Origin of the sequence: Bradyrhizobium sp. CER78 (assembly GCF_029846235.1) — a bacterium.
Taxonomy (GTDB): Bacteria; Pseudomonadota; Alphaproteobacteria; order Rhizobiales; family Xanthobacteraceae; genus Bradyrhizobium.
In genome coordinates this window covers 136,450-155,141 of sequence record NZ_JARVWP010000006.1, presented here as the reverse complement: position 1 = coordinate 155,141, position 18,692 = coordinate 136,450, and the positions used below count along the sequence as shown (strand labels likewise).

General features: G+C 65.2%; 16 protein-coding genes. 8 read left to right on the top strand and 8 right to left on the bottom strand.

Annotation, left to right across the window (positions count from 1 at the left end; all coding sequences use genetic code 11):
• Nucleotides 1-270 precede the first annotated feature (270 nt).
• From QDT69_RS14835 to QDT69_RS14825, 3 genes are all read left to right on the top strand, one after another.
• The gene (locus tag QDT69_RS14835; protein WP_050424942.1) at nt 271-558 is read left to right on the top strand and encodes a FeoA family protein; all 288 of its coding nucleotides are present in this window, start codon (nt 271-273) and stop codon (nt 556-558) included.
• Nucleotides 555-2,429 carry a ferrous iron transporter B gene (locus QDT69_RS14830; protein WP_279707256.1) on the top strand — a complete coding sequence of 625 codons (1,875 nt, stop codon included), beginning with the start codon at nt 555-557 and terminating at the stop codon, nt 2,427-2,429. The genes QDT69_RS14835 and QDT69_RS14830 overlap by 4 nt, the downstream gene beginning before the upstream one ends.
• 112 nt (nt 2,430-2,541) lie before the next feature.
• Nucleotides 2,542-5,292, top strand: a complete 2,751-nt coding sequence (locus QDT69_RS14825) for a bifunctional acetate--CoA ligase family protein/GNAT family N-acetyltransferase (protein WP_279707255.1) — start codon at nt 2,542-2,544, stop codon at nt 5,290-5,292.
• A 31-nt stretch (nt 5,293-5,323) separates the two neighbouring features.
• Here the strand turns inward: QDT69_RS14825 and QDT69_RS14820 are convergent, their stop codons facing one another.
• The 5 genes from QDT69_RS14820 to QDT69_RS14800 all read right to left on the bottom strand — a co-directional run bounded on the left by QDT69_RS14820 (nt 5,324) and on the right by QDT69_RS14800 (nt 9,906).
• A complete protein-coding gene (locus tag QDT69_RS14820) occupies nt 5,324-6,109 on the bottom strand; it encodes a succinate dehydrogenase iron-sulfur subunit (protein WP_050424944.1) in 786 nt (261 codons plus the stop codon).
• 18 nt (nt 6,110-6,127) lie between these two features.
• Nucleotides 6,128-7,966, bottom strand: coding sequence for a succinate dehydrogenase flavoprotein subunit (gene sdhA, locus QDT69_RS14815; RefSeq protein ID WP_146986067.1), 1,839 nt, complete (start codon nt 7,964-7,966; stop codon nt 6,128-6,130).
• A gap of 3 nt (nt 7,967-7,969) precedes the next feature.
• Nucleotides 7,970-8,344, bottom strand: coding sequence for a succinate dehydrogenase, hydrophobic membrane anchor protein (gene sdhD, locus QDT69_RS14810; protein ID WP_279707527.1), 375 nt, complete (start codon nt 8,342-8,344; stop codon nt 7,970-7,972).
• A 14-nt stretch (nt 8,345-8,358) separates the two neighbouring features.
• Nucleotides 8,359-8,757 (bottom strand): succinate dehydrogenase, cytochrome b556 subunit, encoded by a 399-nt coding sequence (gene sdhC, locus QDT69_RS14805; protein ID WP_279707254.1) that lies wholly within the window; start codon nt 8,755-8,757, stop codon nt 8,359-8,361.
• Nucleotides 8,758-8,985: 228 nt separating this feature from the next.
• Nucleotides 8,986-9,906 (bottom strand): LysR family transcriptional regulator, encoded by a 921-nt coding sequence (locus QDT69_RS14800; protein WP_279707253.1) that lies wholly within the window; start codon nt 9,904-9,906, stop codon nt 8,986-8,988.
• A gap of 163 nt (nt 9,907-10,069) precedes the next feature.
• Between QDT69_RS14800 and QDT69_RS14795 the strand changes: the two genes are divergently transcribed.
• On the top strand, nt 10,070-10,930 hold the full coding sequence (locus QDT69_RS14795; RefSeq protein WP_279707526.1) for a sulfite exporter TauE/SafE family protein: 861 nt from the start codon (nt 10,070-10,072) through the stop codon (nt 10,928-10,930).
• Nucleotides 10,931-11,027: 97 nt separating this feature from the next.
• On the opposite strand, the gene QDT69_RS14790 is transcribed toward QDT69_RS14795, so the two are convergent.
• Entirely contained in the window at nt 11,028-12,542 is a 1,515-nt protein-coding gene (locus tag QDT69_RS14790) for a malonyl-CoA synthase (RefSeq protein WP_279707252.1), read from the bottom strand.
• A gap of 88 nt (nt 12,543-12,630) precedes the next feature.
• Here QDT69_RS14790 and QDT69_RS14785 point away from each other — a divergent pair, with 88 nt between their 5' ends.
• Complete coding sequence (locus QDT69_RS14785; RefSeq protein ID WP_279707250.1) at nt 12,631-13,392, top strand: SDR family NAD(P)-dependent oxidoreductase; 762 nt, start codon at nt 12,631-12,633, stop codon at nt 13,390-13,392.
• Between the two features lie 102 nt (nt 13,393-13,494).
• On the opposite strand, the gene QDT69_RS14780 is transcribed toward QDT69_RS14785, so the two are convergent.
• Complete coding sequence (locus QDT69_RS14780) at nt 13,495-14,895, bottom strand: MFS transporter (RefSeq protein ID WP_279707248.1); 1,401 nt, start codon at nt 14,893-14,895, stop codon at nt 13,495-13,497.
• 328 nt (nt 14,896-15,223) lie between these two features.
• Here QDT69_RS14780 and QDT69_RS14775 point away from each other — a divergent pair, with 328 nt between their 5' ends.
• The 3 genes from QDT69_RS14775 to QDT69_RS14765 all read left to right on the top strand — a co-directional run bounded on the left by QDT69_RS14775 (nt 15,224) and on the right by QDT69_RS14765 (nt 17,389).
• On the top strand, nt 15,224-15,778 hold the full coding sequence (locus QDT69_RS14775) for a fasciclin domain-containing protein (RefSeq protein WP_146986053.1): 555 nt from the start codon (nt 15,224-15,226) through the stop codon (nt 15,776-15,778).
• A 181-nt stretch (nt 15,779-15,959) separates the two neighbouring features.
• The gene (locus QDT69_RS14770; RefSeq protein ID WP_279707246.1) at nt 15,960-16,592 is read left to right on the top strand and encodes a cytochrome b/b6 domain-containing protein; all 633 of its coding nucleotides are present in this window, start codon (nt 15,960-15,962) and stop codon (nt 16,590-16,592) included.
• 11 nt (nt 16,593-16,603) lie between these two features.
• Nucleotides 16,604-17,389, top strand: coding sequence for a molybdopterin-binding protein (locus tag QDT69_RS14765; protein ID WP_279707245.1), 786 nt, complete (start codon nt 16,604-16,606; stop codon nt 17,387-17,389).
• A gap of 97 nt (nt 17,390-17,486) precedes the next feature.
• Here the strand turns inward: QDT69_RS14765 and QDT69_RS14760 are convergent, their stop codons facing one another.
• Complete coding sequence (locus QDT69_RS14760) at nt 17,487-18,665, bottom strand: YbfB/YjiJ family MFS transporter (protein ID WP_279707244.1); 1,179 nt, start codon at nt 18,663-18,665, stop codon at nt 17,487-17,489.
• Nucleotides 18,666-18,692 lie beyond the last annotated feature (27 nt).

Genomic DNA, 18,692 nt, shown 5'->3' with positions numbered 1-18,692 from the left:
GCGGGGCGCTCGATCGGCTGCCGGCTCGCGTTCAGGTCCGGCGTGGAGGGGCGATACCGCCGGCGTGGCTGGCCGAGTTTCGGGCAGCCGGCCATGCCGGGAAGCCGACGCCCGGAAGGACCCGGAAGGATCACGACCTCGTTAGCTGGAGCGCGGCAGTCAAGCGGAAAATCGGCCGGGATGACGGGCGCGGGTGCTGTTTTTAGGGGTTCTAAAACCTCTCACGGGCAAATGCTTGACCCTGTGACTACCTGCTGAAAAACAGGCCGCATGACAGGCGATCCAGACACTTCCCAGGATAATCTTCAGGACATCCGGCTCGGACATGCGGATCGCGGTTTTGTCGGAAAGATCATCAGGCTCGATGCGCTCGTGACGGGCTCATCGCTCTCTCCGCAGGAGCTGGAGCAGCGCCTGGTGGAGATGGGATTTGTCGAGGGCGCGCGCGTGGAAATCCTGCATGAAGGCACGATCCGGCGGGATCCGATCGCGGTGCGCGTCGACAACATCACGATCGCGCTGCGCCGGAGCGAAGCCATGGCCGTGATCGTCGAATGACAACTGCATCCCTGCGTCTGGCGCTGGTGGGCGCGCCGAACACCGGCAAGACGTCGTTGTTCAACAGCCTGACCGGCAGCCGCCAGAAGGTCGCCAACTATCCGGGCGTCACGGTCGAGCGCAAATCCGGCAGCTTCGTCACGCCGGAAGGGCGGAGCGTCACCGTGCTCGATCTGCCCGGCACCTATTCGCTGCGCGGCCGCAGCCCGGACGAGGAAATCACCCGCGACATCGTGCTCGGCCGCTTCGACGGCGAGGCGGTGCCGGATCTCATGCTTTGCGTCGCCGACGCCACCAATCTGCGGCTGACCCTGCGGCTGGTGCTCGAGCTGAAGCGCGTCGGCCGGCCGATGATGCTCGTGCTCAACATGATCGACATCGCAAAGCGCCGCGGCGTGACGATCGACCTCGACCGGATGTCGCAGGAGCTCGGCCTGCCGATCGTGACCTCGGTCGCGGTCCGCAAGGGGGGCGTCAGCGAGCTCCTGAAGCGGACCGACGAATTCCTGGCGAAGCCGCATGAGGCGGCGGCCAGCGAGTGGACGACGCCGACGATTGCCGACCTCAAGGCGGCGCAGCGCGAGGCGGATCGCATCATCGCGGCAGTGGTGACGCTGCCGACCAAGCCGGACACGCTGACCAACCGGATCGATTCGGTCGTGCTGCATCCGGTCTGGGGTCTCGTGATCCTGGCCGTGATCCTGTTCGTGATGTTCCAGGCAGTGTTCACCTGGGCGCAGCCGGCGATGGAGCTATTGTCCGACGGCTTCGCTGCGCTCGGGCAGCTGATCCATGACGTGATGCCCGAAGGCTGGGGCCTGCTGCAAAGCTTCCTGCAGAACGGCCTGATCTCGGGCGTCGGCAGCGTCATCGTGTTCCTGCCGCAGATCATCATCATCTTCCTGTTCATCCTGCTGCTGGAAGATTTCGGCTACATGGCGCGCGCCGCATTCCTGATGGACCGCATCATGGGCGGCGCCGGGCTGCATGGCCGCGCCTTCATTCCGCTGCTGTCGAGCTTCGCCTGCGCCATTCCCGGCATCATGGCGACGCGGGTGATCGACAACCGCCGCGACCGCCTGACCACGATCCTGATCGCGCCGCTGATGACCTGCTCGGCGCGGATTCCGGTCTATACGCTGATCATCTCGGCGTTCGTTCCGGCGACGACGCTGTGGGGTTTCGTCAATCTGCAGGGGCTCGTGATGTTCGGCCTCTATGCCGCCGGTATCACCAGCGCGCTGACGGTCTCGGCGATCGCGAAATTCTTCCTGTGGCGCGACCATGCGCCGGCGCCGTTCATGCTGGAATTGCCCGACTACAAGATGCCGCGGCTGAAGAGCATCGCGATCGGCGTATTCACCCGCGCCAAGATGTTTCTGTATCGCGCCGGCACCACGATCCTCTCGATGATGGTGCTGATCTGGTTCCTGGCTTCGTTCCCGCAGGCGCCGGCCGGCGCCGAGGGGCCGGCGATCAATTACAGCTTTGCCGCGATGATCGGCCATGCGCTCGAGCCGCTGCTGCGGCCGATCGGCTTCAACTGGCAGATCGCGGTGGCGTTGATCCCGGGCATGGCGGCACGCGAGGTCGCGGTCGCGGCGCTCGGCACCGTCTATTCGATCGAGGGCGGCAAGGAAGCGGCGGATCAGATCGGCCAGGTGCTGGCGCAGAAATGGACGCTGGCGACCGCGCTGTCACTACTGGTGTGGTACATCTTCGCCCCGCAATGCGCCTCGACGCTGGCGGTGATCCGCCGCGAGACCGGCGGCGCGAAGTGGATGGTGGTGACGTTCCTGTACATGCTCGCGCTGGCCTACGTCGCGAGCTTCCTGACCTTCAACCTGGCGCAGGCGTTGGGACTGCATTAGACGGAGGATTGAGTTCCGTCATACCAGCCAAGGGGCGCAACGGGTACAATGGGTCGAACGAGGAAGTAGACTTCATTCGAAGCGCATCACGCGCTTCCTGCGGGACCACGCTATGTCGACGTTCGGCCTGGAGCGGGTATTTTCGCCGCGAAGCATCGCGGTGGTCGGCGGCAGCCCACGGTCGTCGTCGCTCGGCGCGGCGGTGCTCCGGAATATCAAGACGAGCGGCTTCGCCGGCAAGCTCGGCGTCGTCAACCGGCACTATGCCGACGTCGATGGCGCGCCGGCCGTTCCCGACCTGAAGTCGCTGCCGTTCACGCCGGACCTCGTCGTCATCAGCGCACCGGCGGCTGCGGTTCCGGAGATCGTGGCGGAAGCAGGCGCCGCCGGCGTTGCCGGCGCGGCGATCCTGTCGGCTGGTCTCGGTCATGGCGCGGGCTCGCTCGCGGCGGTCGTGGAGCAGACGGCGCGGCGGCACGGCATGCGCCTGGTCGGGCCGAACTGCCTCGGCGTCATGGTGCCGCGCGCCAAGCTCAATGCGAGCTTCGCCTCGCATCAGCCGTCGGACGGGCATGTCGCCCTGATCTCGCAGTCCGGCGCGGTCGCGTCGGCGATGATCGAGTGGGCGGCGGAGCGGCGGCTCGGCTTCTCCGGCATCGCCTCGATCGGCGACCAGCTCGATGTCGACGTCGCCGACCTTCTCGATTATTTCGCGCTCGACGATCATACCAATGCGATCCTGATCTACCTCGAAGCGGTCAAGGATGCGCGCAAGTTCATGTCGGCGGCGCGTGCCGCGGCACGCATGAAGCCGGTCGTCATCGTCAAATCGGGGCGGATGGCGGAGGGGGCGAAGGCCGCCGCGACCCATACCGGCGCGCTGGCCGGCTCCGATGCGGTCTATGACGCCGCGTTCCGCCGCGCCGGCATGCTGCGCGTCTACGATCTTCGCCAGCTGTTCGATTGTGCCGAGCTGCTCGGCCGCGGCTTCGTCCCGCGCGGCAACCGGCTCGCGATCCTGACCAATGGCGGCGGCCTCGGCATCCTGGCGACCGACCGGCTCGCCGAGCTCGGCGGCGTTCCCGCGACGCTTGCGGCCGAGACGATCGAACGGCTCGACAAGATGCTGCCGACGAGCTGGTCATGCGCCAATCCGGTCGACATCGCCGGCGACGCCGACGCCGCCCGCTACGTGGTGGCGCTCAACGCGCTGCTCGACGACGCGAACAGCGACGCCGTTCTGGTCGCAAATGTCGAGACGGCGGTGGCGCCGGCCGTGGGAATTGCCGAGGCGGTGGCGCAATGCGTGCGCGATCGCCGGTCAAAACGGAGCGCGGTCGCCGCACTGGTGCTTGCGGCCTGGGTCGGCGCCGACGAGCGCACCGGTGCGATCTTCGAGGCGGCGCGGATTCCGCACTTCCCGACTGAGGACGACGCGGTCCGCGCCTTCATGTATCTGGTGCGCTATCGCGAGGCCTCCACGGCGCTCGCCGCGACCCCGCCCGGCGTCGCGTCGGTGTTCACGCCGGAGACTGCGGCGGCGCGGCACGTGGTCGTGAAAGCGCTGTCGGAGGGACGGGCATGGCTCGATCCGGCCGAGATCGTCGCCCTGTTCGAGGCCTATCGCATTCCGATCGTGACGACGCTTGTCGCCGACAGTGCCGAGGACGCCGGTGCGAAGGCGGCGCCGTTCCTCGCCGAGGGCCACGCCATCGTGGTCAGGGTGTTCTCGCGCGACATCAGGCACGCGTCCGACGTCGGGGGCGTCATCCTCGACCTGCGTACCAAGGACAGCGTCATCGAGGCCGCGAGGACCGTTATGGCGCGGGCGCGAAGCGCGCGGCCGGATGCTACGCTGCAGGGCGTAACGATCCAGCCGATGATCGTGCGGCGTGCTGCGCGCGAACTGATCCTCGGCATCGCCGACGATCCGACCTTCGGTCCGGTGATCGTGTTCGGTCGCGGTGGTCCGGCAGTCGAGGTGATCAACGACAAGGCGCTGGCGCTGCCTCCGCTCGACATGAATCTCGCCCATGAGCTGGTCGGACGCACCCGCGTCTCGCGGCTGCTCGGCGGCTATGGCGATGTGCCGGCCGTCCCGGCCGAATTGGTGCCGCTCACCCTCGTCAAGCTCGCGCAGATGGCAGCCGACATTCCCGAGGTCGCCGGGCTCGACATCAATCCGATGCTGGCGGACGAGAGCGGCGTGCTCGCGCTCGATGCGCGGGTCGCGATCCGCAAGCCCACGCGGCTGTTTGCCGGTCAGACCCGGCTCGCGGTCAGGCCTTATCCGTCGCAATGGGAGGGCGAGCTGGCGCTGCGCGACGGCTCGCACGTCACGGTGCGCCCCATGCGGCCGGAGGACGAGCCGATGGTCAGCGAGTTCTTCACGCGCGTCACCGCGGAAGATCTCAGGCTGCGCTTCTTCCACGCGATGAAGGAGTTCTCGCACGCGTTCATCGCACGCCTCACCCAGCTCGACTATGCGCGCGCGATGGCGTTCGTGGCGCTCGATCCAACCACCGGCGAAATGATGGGCGCAGTCCGGCTGCATTCGGACTCGCTGTACGAGAACGCCGAATACGCGATTCTGCTGCAGTCCGATCTCAAGGGCAAAGGCCTCGGCTGGGCGCTGATGCAGCTCCTGATCCACTATGCGCAGTCGGAGGGACTGAAGCGCCTGTCCGGCCAGGTGCTGACCGAGAACACCACGATGATCGGGATGTGCCGCGATCTCGGCTTCACCGTCACGATGGATCCGGAGGACCACAGCATCGTCGACGTCGTGCTCGACCTCCGCAAGCCGGGGGTCGATGTGGTCGGCTCGGATATTTTAATCCGGCCCGCGGTGGCTGGCCGCTGATACCATCAGCGCCAGCCGCGGCCGCGTCGGATCAGATCTGGCGTTCCACCATCTTGAACTTGAGCTCGGCGATCGCTTCGGAGGGATTGAGTCCCTTCGGGCAGGCCTTGGCGCAGTTCATGATGGTGTGGCAGCGATAGAGGCGGAACGGATCCTCGAGATTGTCGAGCCGCTCGCCGGTCGCCTCGTCGCGGGAATCGGTGACCCAGCGCGTTGCCTGCAGCAGCGCGGCCGGGCCGAGGAAGCGTTCGCTGTTCCACCAGTAGCTCGGGCACGAGGTCGAGCAGCAGGCGCACAGGATGCACTCGTAGAGACCGTCGAGCTTCTCGCGGTCCTCGTGGCTCTGCCTCCACTCCTTCTGCGGCGTCGGCGTCGTGGTCTTCAGCCACGGCTCGATCGAGGCATACTGGGCGTAGAAATTGGTGAGGTCGGGGACCAGGTCCTTCACGACCGGCTGGTGCGGCAGCGGATTGACCTTCACCGCGCCGCCCGCGCCGACGTCGTGCATCGACTTGGTGCAGGCCAGCGTGTTCTGGCCGTCGATGTTCATCGCGCAGGAGCCGCAGACGCCTTCGCGGCAGGAGCGGCGGAAGGTCAGCGTCGGGTCGACGTGGTTCTTGATCCAGATCAGGCCGTCGAGCACCATCGGACCGCAATCATGGGTGTCGACATAGTAGGTGTCGACACTCGGATTCTTGCCGTCGTCCGGGTTCCAGCGATACACCCGGAATTCGCGGGTCTCGGTAGCGCCGGCCGGCTTCGGCCAGGTCTTGCCGCCGGAAATCTTCGAATTCTTCGGAAGTGCGAATTCAACCATGCTTGCTCGCCTTCGTTCTCAGTAGACCCGCGCCTTCGGCGGGATGTACTGCACGTCATTGGTCATCGTGTAGCTGTGCACCGGACGGTACTCGATCGCGGTCTTGCCGGCCGGATCGATCCAGGTCAGCGTGTGTTTCATCCAGTCCTTGTCGTTGCGGTCCGGGAAGTCCTCGCGGGCATGCGCGCCGCGGCTCTCGGTGCGGTTCGCCGCCGAATCCATCGTCACGACCGCTTGCACGATCAGATTGTCGAATTCCAGCGTCTCGACCAGGTCGGAATTCCACACCAGCGAGCGGTCCGAGACCGAGATGTCGCCGACGCCGCCATAGACCTTGTGGATCAGGTTCTGGCCTTCCTGCAGCACGTCGCCGGTGCGGAACACCGCGCAATTGTTCTGCATCACATGCTGCATGCTGTCGCGCAGCTTCGCGGTCGGCGTGCCGCCGGAGGCGTGACGGAAGTGATCAAGCCGGCCGAGCGCGAGGTCGGCCGAATCCTTCGGCAGCTCCGGCTGCTTGGCGTTCGCGGTCAGCTTGTCGGCCAGCCGTAGCGCGGCGGCGCGGCCGAACACCACGAGGTCGATCAGCGAGTTGGAGCCGAGGCGGTTGGCGCCATGCACCGAGACGCAGGCCGCTTCGCCGATCGCCATCAGGCCCGGCACCACCGAATTGTCGTCGCCGTTGCGCTTGGTCAGCACCTCGGCGTGATAGTTGGTGGCGATGCCGCCCATGTTGTAGTGCACGGTCGGCACGATCGGGATCGGCTCGCGGGTGACGTCGACATTGGCGAAGATCTTCGCCGATTCGGAGATGCCCGGCAGCCGCTCGTGCAGCACCTTCGGATCGAGATGATCGAGGTGCAGGAAGATGTGATCCTTCTTCTTGCCGACGCCGCGGCCTTCCCGGATCTCGATCGTCATCGCGCGCGAGACGACGTCGCGCGAGGCGAGGTCCTTGGCCGACGGCGCGTAGCGCTCCATGAAGCGCTCGCCCTCGGAGTTGACGAGGTAGCCGCCCTCGCCGCGGGCACCCTCCGTGACGAGACAGCCCGAGCCGTAGATGCCGGTCGGATGGAACTGGACGAACTCCATGTCCTGCAGCGGCAGGCCGGCACGCAGCACCATGCCGCCGCCGTCGCCGGTGCAGGTGTGCGCCGAGGTGCAGGAGGCGTAGGCGCGGCCATAGCCGCCGGTCGCCAGGATCGTGGTCTGGGCGCGGAAGCGATGCAGCGTGCCGTCATCGAGCTTGAGCGCGATCACACCGCGGCAGACGCCCTGGTCGTCCATGATCAGGTCGATGGCGAAGAATTCGATGAAGAACTCGGCCGAGTGGCGCAGCGACTGGCCATACATCGTGTGCAGCATGGCGTGACCGGTGCGGTCGGCGGCGGCGCAGGTGCGCTGCGCCTGGCCCTTGCCGTAGTCCATGGTCATGCCGCCGAACGGGCGCTGATAAATCTTGCCGTCTTCGGTACGCGAGAACGGCACGCCCCAATGTTCGAGCTCGTAGACCGCGTCGGGCGCGTTGCGCACCATGTATTCGATCGCGTCCTGGTCGCCGAGCCAGTCCGACCCCTTCACGGTGTCGTACATGTGCCAGCGCCAGTCGTCTTGATGCATGTTGCCGAGCGAAGCCGAGATGCCGCCCTGCGCAGCAACCGTGTGCGAGCGGGTCGGGAACACCTTGGTGATGCAGGCGGTGCGCAGCCCCGCTTCCGAGCAGCCGACCACGGCGCGCAGGCCCGCGCCGCCGGCGCCGACCACGACGACGTCGTAGGTGTGGTCCTGGATCGGGTAGGCCTTGCCGTTCGTGGCCGGGCCGCCATTGGTGGCCTTGCCGTTTCCTTCACCGGCCATGGGTCAAACTCCCGACGACAATTTGAGGATTGCGTAGATCGAGGCCAATGCGACCGCGACGCAGAAGAAGTTGTTGGCCATCACGCTGGCGATCTTCAACTTCTCATTGTGGATGTAGTCTTCGATCACGACCTGCATGCCGATCTTCATGTGCCAGGTGCTGGCGATGATGAAGAGTAGCAGGATGATGGCGATCGGGATCGAGCCGAGGATTTGCGCTGCGCCGGCATGGTTGCGGCCGATCAGCATGATCACCACGACGACCACCGGGACGATCAGCAGCGTCATCGCGACCGCGGTGAGGCGCTGGCGCCAGAAATCGGAGGTCCCGGAATGCGAGGCGCCGAGATTGCGGACGCGCGCCAGCGGCGTGCGCATCGAGGAGGGGCCGCTCATCGTCCACCTCCAACAGCGTAGGCAATGATCCAGATCAGCACGGTCAGCGCGATGCCGGCGACCAGTGCGCCCCAGGTCAGGGCTTCGCGCTCATTGGCCTTGAAGCCGTAGCCGAGGTCCCAGACGAAATGCCGGATGCCGCTGCACAGATGGTGCATCAGCGCCCATGTGTAGCCGAACACGATCAGCTTGCCGATCGCGCTGCCGGTGAAGGCCTGCACGTTGGCGTAGGCGGTGGGGCCGGAGGCGGCGGCGATCAGCCACCAGGCCAGCAGCAGGGTGCCGAAATAGAGGGCCAAACCCGTGGCGCGGTGGACGATGGACAGCGCCATCGTCAGCGTCCACCGATAAGTCTGCAAATGGGGTGAAAGCGGTCGTTCGATCCTGGCGGTCATCGGCGGGCTTTATGATGTGAGGGACCGCGCCCGGCCCATCGGGGAACGCGGTAGAGGAGTTCTATTTACGGACTAGGATCAGCCCGCGCAACGGCCAAATAGCCTTCGGTCGAACCGAAGTTCATTACTAGCTTTGCCGAATTCTGGTTGATCCGCAGCGTGGTATACCAGATGCAAGGTCGAGTGAACCAAGAAGTGAATCAAAATTCTCGATGGCTGCTGCCACGATCAACTCACCGCTGACGGGGCCCGAAAGGCGTCGATCTTGCCCCACTGTTCCACCAGATAATCGACAAATGCCCTGATCTTAGGCGATGCGAGACGCGACGGCTGAAGCATGAGATGCAGCGGCGTCGGGGCCGGCTCATGATCCAACAGTAGCCGTCGCAGCCGGCCGCTCGCGAGATCGGACTGCACCTGCCAGGACGGCACGCGGACGATGCCCGCACCATCCCGCGCCGCAGCAACCAGTGCGTCGAGGCTATTCATCCAGAGCCGACCGGATATGCGGAATTTGCGACCCGTCTTCGAGCCGTCGGCAAAACGCCACGCGGCACTGCCGGGCGAATCGGAAAACACCAGGCAGTCATGATCAGCAAGATCGTGCGGCGTCTGCGGTTCGCCGCGCCGCGCCAGATAGTCCGGCGCCGCGCACACGATCATCTGCAGGTCGGTGAGCTTGCGCGTGACGAGCTGCGAGTCGCGCAAGCGGCCGATGCGGACAGCGAGATGGATATCCTCCTCGACCATGTCGACCGTGCGGTCGATCAACAGCAGGTCGACGGAGATTGCCGGATAGCGGCGCAGAAACTCGACCAGCATCGGCGCGATCACCAGCCGCCCGACCAGGCTCGGTGAACTCAGCCGAATCCGGCCCGACGGCTGATGCGGGTCCCGCGCCAATGCCGCCTCGATCTCCTTCACCTCGCCAAGAATCGATTTCGCGCGCTCGTAGAGAATCCGGCCGTCGTCGGTCGGCGCGAGCTGGCGCGTGGTGCGCAGCAGCAGGCGGGTGCCGAAATGCTGTTCGAGCGCGCTGATCTGACGGCTGACCGAGGTCAGCGAGCTCGGCAGCGACCGCGCCGCCGCCGACAGGCTGCCGGTCTCGACCGCGCGGACAAACGCTGCCATCGCCGCAAGCTGGTCCAAGCTCGATCCTTCCGCATTTCGCAACAGAGCCTGCTTAAGAGCATAGATACTCCCGAATCCCAAAAGGGGCTATTGCTCTCCGCACACCAACTGAAGACGGCGCCAGGGCGTGGGCAAAGCCATGCATGTGCTGCGACCGCCCGCCGAACACTGCGCGAAGGACATGATGGCCGGCCTCGACCCCAAGGAATTGCTCGAGCTTGCGCTGCTGCTGGTCGCGGTCGGTGCGCTGTCCGGCTTTCTCGCCGGCCTGTTCGGGATCGGCGGCGGCGCGATCCTGGTGCCGGTGTTCTACGAGTGCTTCCGTCTCGCCGGCGTCCCGCTCGAGGTGCGGATGCCGCTCTGCATCGGCACCTCGCTTGCGATCATCATCCCGACCTCGCTGAGCTCGTTCCGCGCCCATTATCGGCGCGGCGCCGTCGACATGGAGATCCTGAAGCGCTGGTGGCTGCCGATCATGATCGGCGTCGCCGCCGGCAGCGTCACCGCGCGGTTCGCGCCGGAGCGGCTGTTCAAGATCGTGTTCGTGATGGTGGCCTGGTCGGCGGCGGCGCGGCTGCTATTGGCGCGCGAGACCTGGAAGTTCGGCGACGACGTGCCGAAGGGTTTTCTGATGCGCGTCTATGGTTTCTTCGTCGGCCTGCTGTCGACGCTGATGGGCATCGGTGGCGGCCTGTTCGCCAATTTGCTGATGACCTTCTACGGCCGGCCGATCCATCAGGCAGTCGCGACCTCGTCCGCGCTCGCCGTGCTGATCTCGATCCCCGGCGCGCTGGGTTACGTCTATGCCGGCTGGCCCGCCGCCGCGCGCTTTCCGGACGTCGCCGCATTGCAGCTGCCGTTCGCGCTCGGCTACGTCTCGCTGATTGGTGCGCTCTTGGTGATGCCGACTACGCTCGTCACCGCGCCGCTCGGCGTCAAGGTCGCGCACGCGCTGTCGAAGCGGGCGCTCGAGGTGGCGTTCGGGGCTTATCTCTTCATCGTCGGTGGGCGGTTTGTGATCAGCCTCGTCGGCGGGCATTAATGCGTAGCCCGGATGGAGCGAAGCGGAATCCGGGGGTTCTTTGCAGGATAGGCTGGTCCCGGATTTCGCTTCGCTCCATCCGGGCTACGAAGCTGAGCTACTTCGCGTAGATATCCTTATACGTATCCCGCAGAATGTTCTTCTGCACCTTGCCCATCGCATTGCGCGGCAATTCGTCGACGACGAACACTCGCTTGGGCATCTTGAATTTGGCGAGCCGTCCGTCGAGCGCCTTCAGCACCGAGGCCTCGCTGACATCGGCGCCCTTGCTGCAGACCAGCACGGCGGTGACGCCTTCGCCAAAATCGGCATGCGGCACGCCGATCACGGCCGACTCGATCACGCCGGGCATGGCGTCGATCTCGCTCTCGATCTCCTTTGGATAGACGTTGAAGCCGCCGGAGATCACGAGATCCTTGCCGCGGCCGAGGATGTGGACGTAGCCCTTGTCGTCGATCTTGCCGAGGTCGCCGGTGATGAAGAAGCCGTCGCCGCGGAATTCGGACTTGGTCTTCTCCGGCATCCGCCAGTAGCCCTGGAACACGTTCGGGCCCTTGACCTCGATCATGCCGATCGTCTCCCGCGCCAGCTCCTTGCCGGTTTCGGGATCGGTGACCCGCACCGTGACGCCTGGCAGCGCGAAGCCGACCGCGCCGGGCACGCGGTCGCCGTCATAGGGGTTCGAGGTATTCATGTTGGTTTCAGTCATGCCGTAGCGCTCGAGCACGGCGTGTCCGGTGCGCGCCGACCACTCGCGGTGGGTGTCGGCGAGCAGCGGCGCGGAGCCCGAGATGAACAGCCGCATATGTTTGGTAGCATCCTTGTTCAGGCCGGGGTTCTGCAACAGGCGGGTGTAGAAGGTCGGCACGCCCATCATCACGGTGGCGCGGGCCATCAGCTTGAGGATCGCGTCCGGATCGAACTTCGGCAGGAAGATCATCGAGGCGCGCGCAAACAGCGTCACGTTGCTCGCCACGAACAGGCCGTGGGTGTGATAGATCGGCAGCGCGTGGATCAGCACGTCCTTGTCGGTGAAGCGCCAGTAGTCGACCAGCGAATACGAGTTCGAGGCGAGATTGTCGTGCGACAGCATCGCGCCCTTGGAGCGGCCGGTGGTGCCAGAGGTGTAGAGGATCGCGGCGAGATCGTTGTTTGCCCGCGGCACGGTGGCGAATTCCTTCGCCGCCTTGTCGGCAGCTTCGGTCAGCGAGCCCTTGCCGCTTGCATCGAGCGTCTCGACCTTGGCGGCGATCGCCTTGATGCCGTCGAGCTTGGCGGGATCGCAGACCACCAGCGACGGCTCGGCGTCAGTAATGAAGTATTCGAGCTCGTTCAGCGTATAGGCGGTGTTGAGCGGCAGATAGACGCCGCCGGCGCGCACCGTGGCGAGATAGAGCACCAGCGCCGAGACCGACTTCTCGGTCTGTGCCGCGACCCGGTCGCCCGGCCTGACGCCGCGCTCAACCAGCACATTCGCCATCTGCCCTGCGCGCGCGATCAAATCGCCGTAGGAGATGCGGCTGCCGTCGAGCTGCTCGATCGCGAGCCGGTTGGGATCGTCGAGGCCGTCGAACAGCCGGGAAAACAGGTTGGCGTTGGTGGTCGTGTTCATGCAACATCCCCCGAAGGGCGAAAAAGAGCCGGAAAGGTCTGGCTGGATTAGCAAAAACGCCCTTCGGAAAGCAACGGAGACGGTTTGCATGATAAATAATGGGAAACGCGTGGCCTGGGTCACCGGCGGTGGAACGGGAATCGGTGAATCCGGGGCGGAATTCCTGGCTGCGGACGGCTGGACGGTGGTGATTTCCGGCCGCCGCAAGGAAGAGCTGGACCGCGTGGTGGCCAACATTACGAAAAAGGGCGGCAAGGCCGAGGCGATCCCGCTCGACGTCAGCAACAAGGCCGACGTCAACAAGGCGGCCGAGACGATCGTCGCCAAGCACGGCCGCATCGACCTCCTGGTCAACAGCGCCGGCATCAATGTGCCGAAGCGCAGCTGGGCCGACATGGAACTGGAAGGCTGGGACAAGCTGGTCGAGGTCAACCTCAACGGCGTGCTCTACTGCATGCGCGCGGTGCTGCCGACGATGCGCAAGCAGCAGGATGGCTGCATCATCAACGTCGCCTCCTGGGCCGGCCGTCACGTCTCGAAGATGCCGGGCCCGGCCTACACCACGACCAAGCATGCGGTGCTGGCGTTGACCCATTCCTTCAACATGGATGAATGCGTCAACGGCCTGCGCGCCTGCTGCCTGTCGCCGGGCGAGGTCGCGACCCCGATCCTGAAGCAGCGGCCGGTGGTGCCGAGCGAAGCCGAGCAGGCCAAGATGCTGCAGCCCGAGGATTGCGGCCGCACCATCGCCTTCGTCGCCAGCATGCCGGCGCGGGTCTGCATGAACGAGATCCTGATCAGCCCGACGCATAATCGAGGATTCATCCAGACGCCCGCGAACAGGGATTAGAGAAAGCCGACGCGTAGGGTGGGTTAGCCGAAGGCGCAACCCACCATTTGCTCCGCGGCGGGAGAAGAGGTGGGTTACGCTTCGCTAACCCACCCTACAAGCTCACTCGCTGATCTCGTTCAGCTCCTTGCCGGTATGCTCCGGCACGAACAGGAACACCCCGATCGCCATCGCGATCATCAGCACGGGGATGCAGAGGAACGCCAGCGCGAACGAGCCGGTGTGCTGCTGGAGCGCGATCGAGACGAAGGGGAACAGCACGAAGCCGACGAAATAGGCGATCGCCCAGACCACGCCGTTGGCAGCGCCCCGAATCCGGGTCGGGAAGATTTCCGCGGTCAGTGTCGTGCTCGGGCCCCAGAAGCCGAGGAAGCCGAGACACCAGAGAAGCCCGAACGTCCACAGCAGGACGCGGTCTTCGGAATAGACCCAGAGCGTCATGAAGATCGTGCCCTCGATCAGGGTGATTATGAAGGTGCGGCGGCGGCCGATCTTGTCGATCAGCCAGCCGACGACGCACAGGCCAACGAACCCGCACAGGCCGTAGAACACGTAGAACAGGCTGTATTCGGCGGTCGACCAGTGCTTCTCGGTCGACAGATAAAGCGGCATCCAGGCGCCGACCGTGCCGTAGATGCAGGTCGAGGCACAGGCGACGAACAACGCGACCAAGGTTGAGGGCAGCACGTCGGGCATGAACACCTGGCTGATGCCGACAGACTTGGCCTTGGTGAACCAGTTGCGGTCGTCGTCGCTGACCGTGCCGCCGCGCGCCAGCGTCTCCGAGATGCGCCGCTTGCGGTCCTGCGATCGTACCCAATAGGGCGATTCCGGGCAGGTGGAGCGGATATAGATCGCGAGCAGCGCGATCGCACCGGGCACCATCACGGCGATGCGCCAGCCGAAATTGGCGGCGACGAGGCCGGTGATCGCGCCGGCGAGCGTGGCGCCCAGGCACCATGCCGAGCGGGTGATGCTGATGACGCGGCCGCGCAACCGCGCCGGCCAGGTCTCCGCCACCAGCATCGAGCCGAGCGACCATTCGCCGTTGAGCGCGAAGAACAGCAGCGAGCGCGCGATTACGAACACCGCGAAGGTCGGCGACAGCGCCGCCACCGGCATCAGCAGCGAGAACAGCGCGATGTTGACGGCGAGCAGCGTGCGGCGGCCGTAGCGGTCGGCGAGCCACGGCCAGAAATAGAGCCCGGCGATGCCGACGAACAGCGCGATCTGCATGCCGGAGCGATACTCCGGCAGGGTCAGCGCAAAGTCCTTGATCACCATCGGCGAGATCAGCGCGAAGATCACGCCGTCCATGCCGTCGAAGCCCCAGCCGAGCGCGTTGGCGGTGGCGATGTGCCAATGGGTCTTCGTGAGCTCGGCGCTGCCGGCGACGGCGCGGTAGTTGGCGTATTGCAGATGTTTCTGTTCGAGCGGGCCGACGTCGCTGTCGGCATCGTTGACCATAGGCGCGGCGCGCCCATCCGCCGTAATGCTGCTCATGATTGGCATCCCCACGACCGCCGGCGGCGAAGCTGCGCCGCAATCTCAGGCTGAACCAATCGAACCAGGGCGGCAAGCAAATTGCTCGCGGCAGCGCACCCGCCCATTCCGCTGAATGGAATGGCGCGCAGATCGTGCGATGAGCGCGAGTACGAAGCGCGGCGCCGCCGGTTTCAGGAATCACAAAGAATTATTTCCGGAAACCGCCCGGAAAACCTCGCGTAGCTCAGCTCAACGATGGCGCTTTCATCAACCAACCCGCGCCGTTGTTGCCCCTTCATCGCCGGCGGAAACGCGCCGGCCGGATTACCCATCGGGAGACGAAATCATGTCGAAGCGTATTGCCTATCTCGCTGCCGCAGCCTTCAGCGCGCTCGCGATCACTGCCACCGTCATCGCGCCGGTCCGCGCCGAGGAAAAGACCGTGATGGTCGGCGGCGCCGCGATGTTCCCGTCCAAGAACATCATCCAGAACGCCGTCAATTCGAAGGACCACACCACCCTCGTCGCGGCGGTGAAGGCCGCGGGCCTGGTCGGCACGCTGGAAGGCAAGGGCCCGTTCACGGTGTTCGCGCCGACCAACGCCGCGTTCGGCAAGCTGCCGGCCGGAACCGTCGACAGTCTCGTGAAGCCCGAGAACAAGGCGACGCTGACCAAGATCCTCACCTACCATGTGGTGCCCGGCAAGCTCGAGGCCTCCGACCTCACCGACGGCAAGATGCTGAAGACCGCCGAGGGCGAGGAGCTGACCGTGAAGCGGCAGGACGGCAAGGTCTGGATCGTCGATGCCAAGGGCGGCACCTCGATGGTGACGATCTCCAACGTCAACCAGTCGAACGGCGTCATCCATGTGGTCGACACCGTGCTGATGCCGGCGTCGTAACACCCGGCCGCCCGGTTTAGTCCCTGACCGGTCCGACGAAATAGCGAGCCGGAGCTTCGCCCCGGCTCGCATTTTTGTGACCACATGAGGTGGCCTATATCAAACTGATGATGCGCCACCCCGTAACGGAACGCCGGTTCCCGGCGTATAAGCCGGTAACGACCACGAGCAGAGAACTTCCATGACGAGCCTTGCCGTCAGCGACCACCAGGCAGAGACCGCAACACCCGCGAAGGCGATCCAGCCGGTCTGGGTGCGGATCGTGCACTGGGTCAACGCCTTCGCGATGATCCTGATGATCATGTCCGGCTGGCAGATCTACAACGCCTCGCCGCTGTTCGGTTTCACCTTCTCCCGGAGCATCACGCTCGGCGGCTGGCTCGGCGGTGCGCTGCTCTGGCACTTCGCCGCGATGTGGCTTTTGATGGTCAACGGCCTGGTCTATCTGGCGCTGGGTTTCGCTACCGGCCGCTTCCGCAAGAAGCTGTTGCCGATCACACCTAGCGGCGTGATTGCCGACACCAAGGCGGCGCTGACCTTCAAGCTGTCGCATGACGATCTCAGCAAGTACAATTCGGTGCAGAAGCTGCTCTATGCCGGCATCATCACCGTCGGCGTCGTCATCGTGCTTTCAGGCCTGTCGCTGTGGAAGCCGGTGCAGCTGCATTGGCTGGTGTCGCTGTTCGGCGGCTACGACATCGCCCGTTACGTTCACTTCACCTGCATGGCGCTGATCGTCGCCTTCCTGGTGATCCATGTCGCGCTCGCGCTGCTGGTGCCGAAGAGCCTGCGCGCGATGCTCATCGGGCGTTGAGGGAGGGTATTATGGGTCGTCTCAGAAAACTCCTGATCCCCGGTGTCGACAAGAAGCTGCTCGTGCGCGATGCGGTGAAGACGATGCCGGAGCTGACCCGCCGCCGCTTCATCACGGCGGGCACCAGCCTCGGTGCGCTGACGCTGCTGACCGGCTGCGACGTGGTCGATTCGTCGTCGGCGGAGGAATTGCTGAAGAAGGTTTCCAAGTTCAACGACGCGGTGCAGGCCTGGATGTTCAATCCGGACGCGCTGGCGCCGACCTTCCCGGAGAGTATGATCACCAAGCCGTTTCCGTTCAACGCCTATTACGATCTCGACGATGCGCCCGAGATCGCGGGCGCGGACTGGAAGCTCGAGGTGCGCGGGCTGGTCGACAACAAGAAGTCGTGGACGCTCGACGAATTGTACAAGCTGCCGCAGGTCAAGCAGGTGACGCGCCATATCTGCGTCGAGGGCTGGAGCGCGATTGGCAGCTGGACCGGCACGCCGTTGCGCGATTTCCTCAAGCTCGTCGGCGCCGACACGCGCGCCAAATATGTCTGGTTCCAGTGCGCCGACAAGGACGGCTACAACTCACCTTTGGACATGCGCTCGGCGCTGCATCCGCAGACCCAGATGACGTTCAAGTTCGCCGACCAGATCCTGCCACGCGCCTACGGTTTTCCGATGAAGATCCGGGTGCCCACAAAACTCGGCTTCAAGAACCCGAAATACGTGCTCTCGATGGAAGTCACTAACGACTACAAGGGCGGCTACTGGGAAGACCAGGGATATAATTCATTCAGCGGAAGCTGACGCGTAGCGTCATTCCGGGGCGATGCGTTAGCATCGAACCCGGAATCTCGAGATTCCGGGTCTGGTCCTTCGGACCATCCCGGAACGACAGATTGCCTTACGGCCCGACCTTCCTCTGAAACGCCGACAGCAGCGCCCCCAGCGCGAGCATCGCGGCTGAGACGTTCAACGCAAATGACAGGCTGCCGACCGCATCCGTGATCGCGCCGACCACGATCGGTCCGAGCGTTTGGCCGACGCCGAAGGCAATGGTCATCGCCGCGATCGCGGTCGGCCAGGCTTCCGGCGGGTAATTGTAGCGCACGAAGGCGGTGGTTGAGCCGACCACGGCGAAGAATGCGACGCCGAACACCAGTGCCGAGATCCCGAGCAGCAGCGGCGAATGGCCGAAGATCGGCAGAGCCGCGCCGAGCGCGTTGACGCCGAGGATGATCGTTGTGGCGAGCCCGCCGCGGTCGAGCGCCAGCACCCGCCGCCACACCCATGGCGTGACGAACGCGCTGACGCCGATCAGGCTCCAGAACGCACTCTGCGCCACCGCGCCGCCGCCGCCGTCGCGGACATAGGCGATCATAAATGTCATGTAGGCGATGTAGCCGGCGCCGAACAGGAAGTAGGCGGCGAGGTAGATCAGGACCGGCCTGACGGCGAATTTGGTCCGCACGATGCCGCCTGCGGCAGCGCTGGCGTGGAATGGCGCCAGCAGCAGCGGCACCGTCATGATGACCGAGAGCAGGGTCATCGCCCACCACACGATCCACCACGAGCCGGCGCCAAAACCCTGCAGCACGAAGGGTGCGATCAGGCCGGATGCCAATATGCCGATGCCCGGCCCGGCATAGAACAGGCTGAGCAGGAAGTTGGCGCGTTCCGGCCGCGACTGCGCGATCGTTGCCGCAAGCGCGCCGCCGCCGACGAAGCCGATCGCGGCGGCGAAGCCGACCAGGAGGCGGGCAAAGCTCAGCACCGCGAAATTGCCCGAGAGGGCGCAAAGCGCCAGCGACAGCACACAGGCCAGCGTCGACCAGCGCACCGACGTGGCGAGCCCGAAGCGCTGGATCAGGCGGGAGGCGAACAGAGCGCCGACCAGATAGCCCGCGGCATTGATCGTATTCATGAAGCCGGCGGCCGAATACGACCACGCCAGCGCATCGCGCATGTCGGGCAGCACCAGGGAATAGGCGAAACGGCCGATCCCGAGACCGACCGTCGGTGCAAGCGACAAAATCAGGATCAGCCGCGCGGGATGCGGATAGGATGGGGCGGGGGCTCTCACAATTCACTCCGGCAATACCGCCACTGT

Coding starts and splice junctions, on each gene's coding strand:
- QDT69_RS14775 (WP_146986053.1), top strand. CDS start 15,224: ATGTCGAAGCGTATTGCCTATCTCGCTGCCGCAGCCTTCAGCGCGCTC.
- QDT69_RS14780 (WP_279707248.1), bottom strand. CDS start 14,895: ATGAGCAGCATTACGGCGGATGGGCGCGCCGCGCCTATGGTCAACGAT.
- sdhD (WP_279707527.1), bottom strand. CDS start 8,344: ATGCGCACGCCGCTGGCGCGCGTCCGCAATCTCGGCGCCTCGCATTCC.
- QDT69_RS14765 (WP_279707245.1), top strand. CDS start 16,604: ATGGGTCGTCTCAGAAAACTCCTGATCCCCGGTGTCGACAAGAAGCTG.
- QDT69_RS14820 (WP_050424944.1), bottom strand. CDS start 6,109: ATGGTTGAATTCGCACTTCCGAAGAATTCGAAGATTTCCGGCGGCAAG.
- QDT69_RS14830 (WP_279707256.1), top strand. CDS start 555: ATGACAACTGCATCCCTGCGTCTGGCGCTGGTGGGCGCGCCGAACACC.
- sdhC (WP_279707254.1), bottom strand. CDS start 8,757: ATGACCGCCAGGATCGAACGACCGCTTTCACCCCATTTGCAGACTTAT.
- QDT69_RS14825 (WP_279707255.1), top strand. CDS start 2,542: ATGTCGACGTTCGGCCTGGAGCGGGTATTTTCGCCGCGAAGCATCGCG.
- QDT69_RS14785 (WP_279707250.1), top strand. CDS start 12,631: ATGATAAATAATGGGAAACGCGTGGCCTGGGTCACCGGCGGTGGAACG.
- QDT69_RS14835 (WP_050424942.1), top strand. CDS start 271: ATGACAGGCGATCCAGACACTTCCCAGGATAATCTTCAGGACATCCGG.
- QDT69_RS14770 (WP_279707246.1), top strand. CDS start 15,960: ATGACGAGCCTTGCCGTCAGCGACCACCAGGCAGAGACCGCAACACCC.
- QDT69_RS14790 (WP_279707252.1), bottom strand. CDS start 12,542: ATGAACACGACCACCAACGCCAACCTGTTTTCCCGGCTGTTCGACGGC.
- sdhA (WP_146986067.1), bottom strand. CDS start 7,966: ATGGCCGGTGAAGGAAACGGCAAGGCCACCAATGGCGGCCCGGCCACG.
- QDT69_RS14795 (WP_279707526.1), top strand. CDS start 10,070: ATGATGGCCGGCCTCGACCCCAAGGAATTGCTCGAGCTTGCGCTGCTG.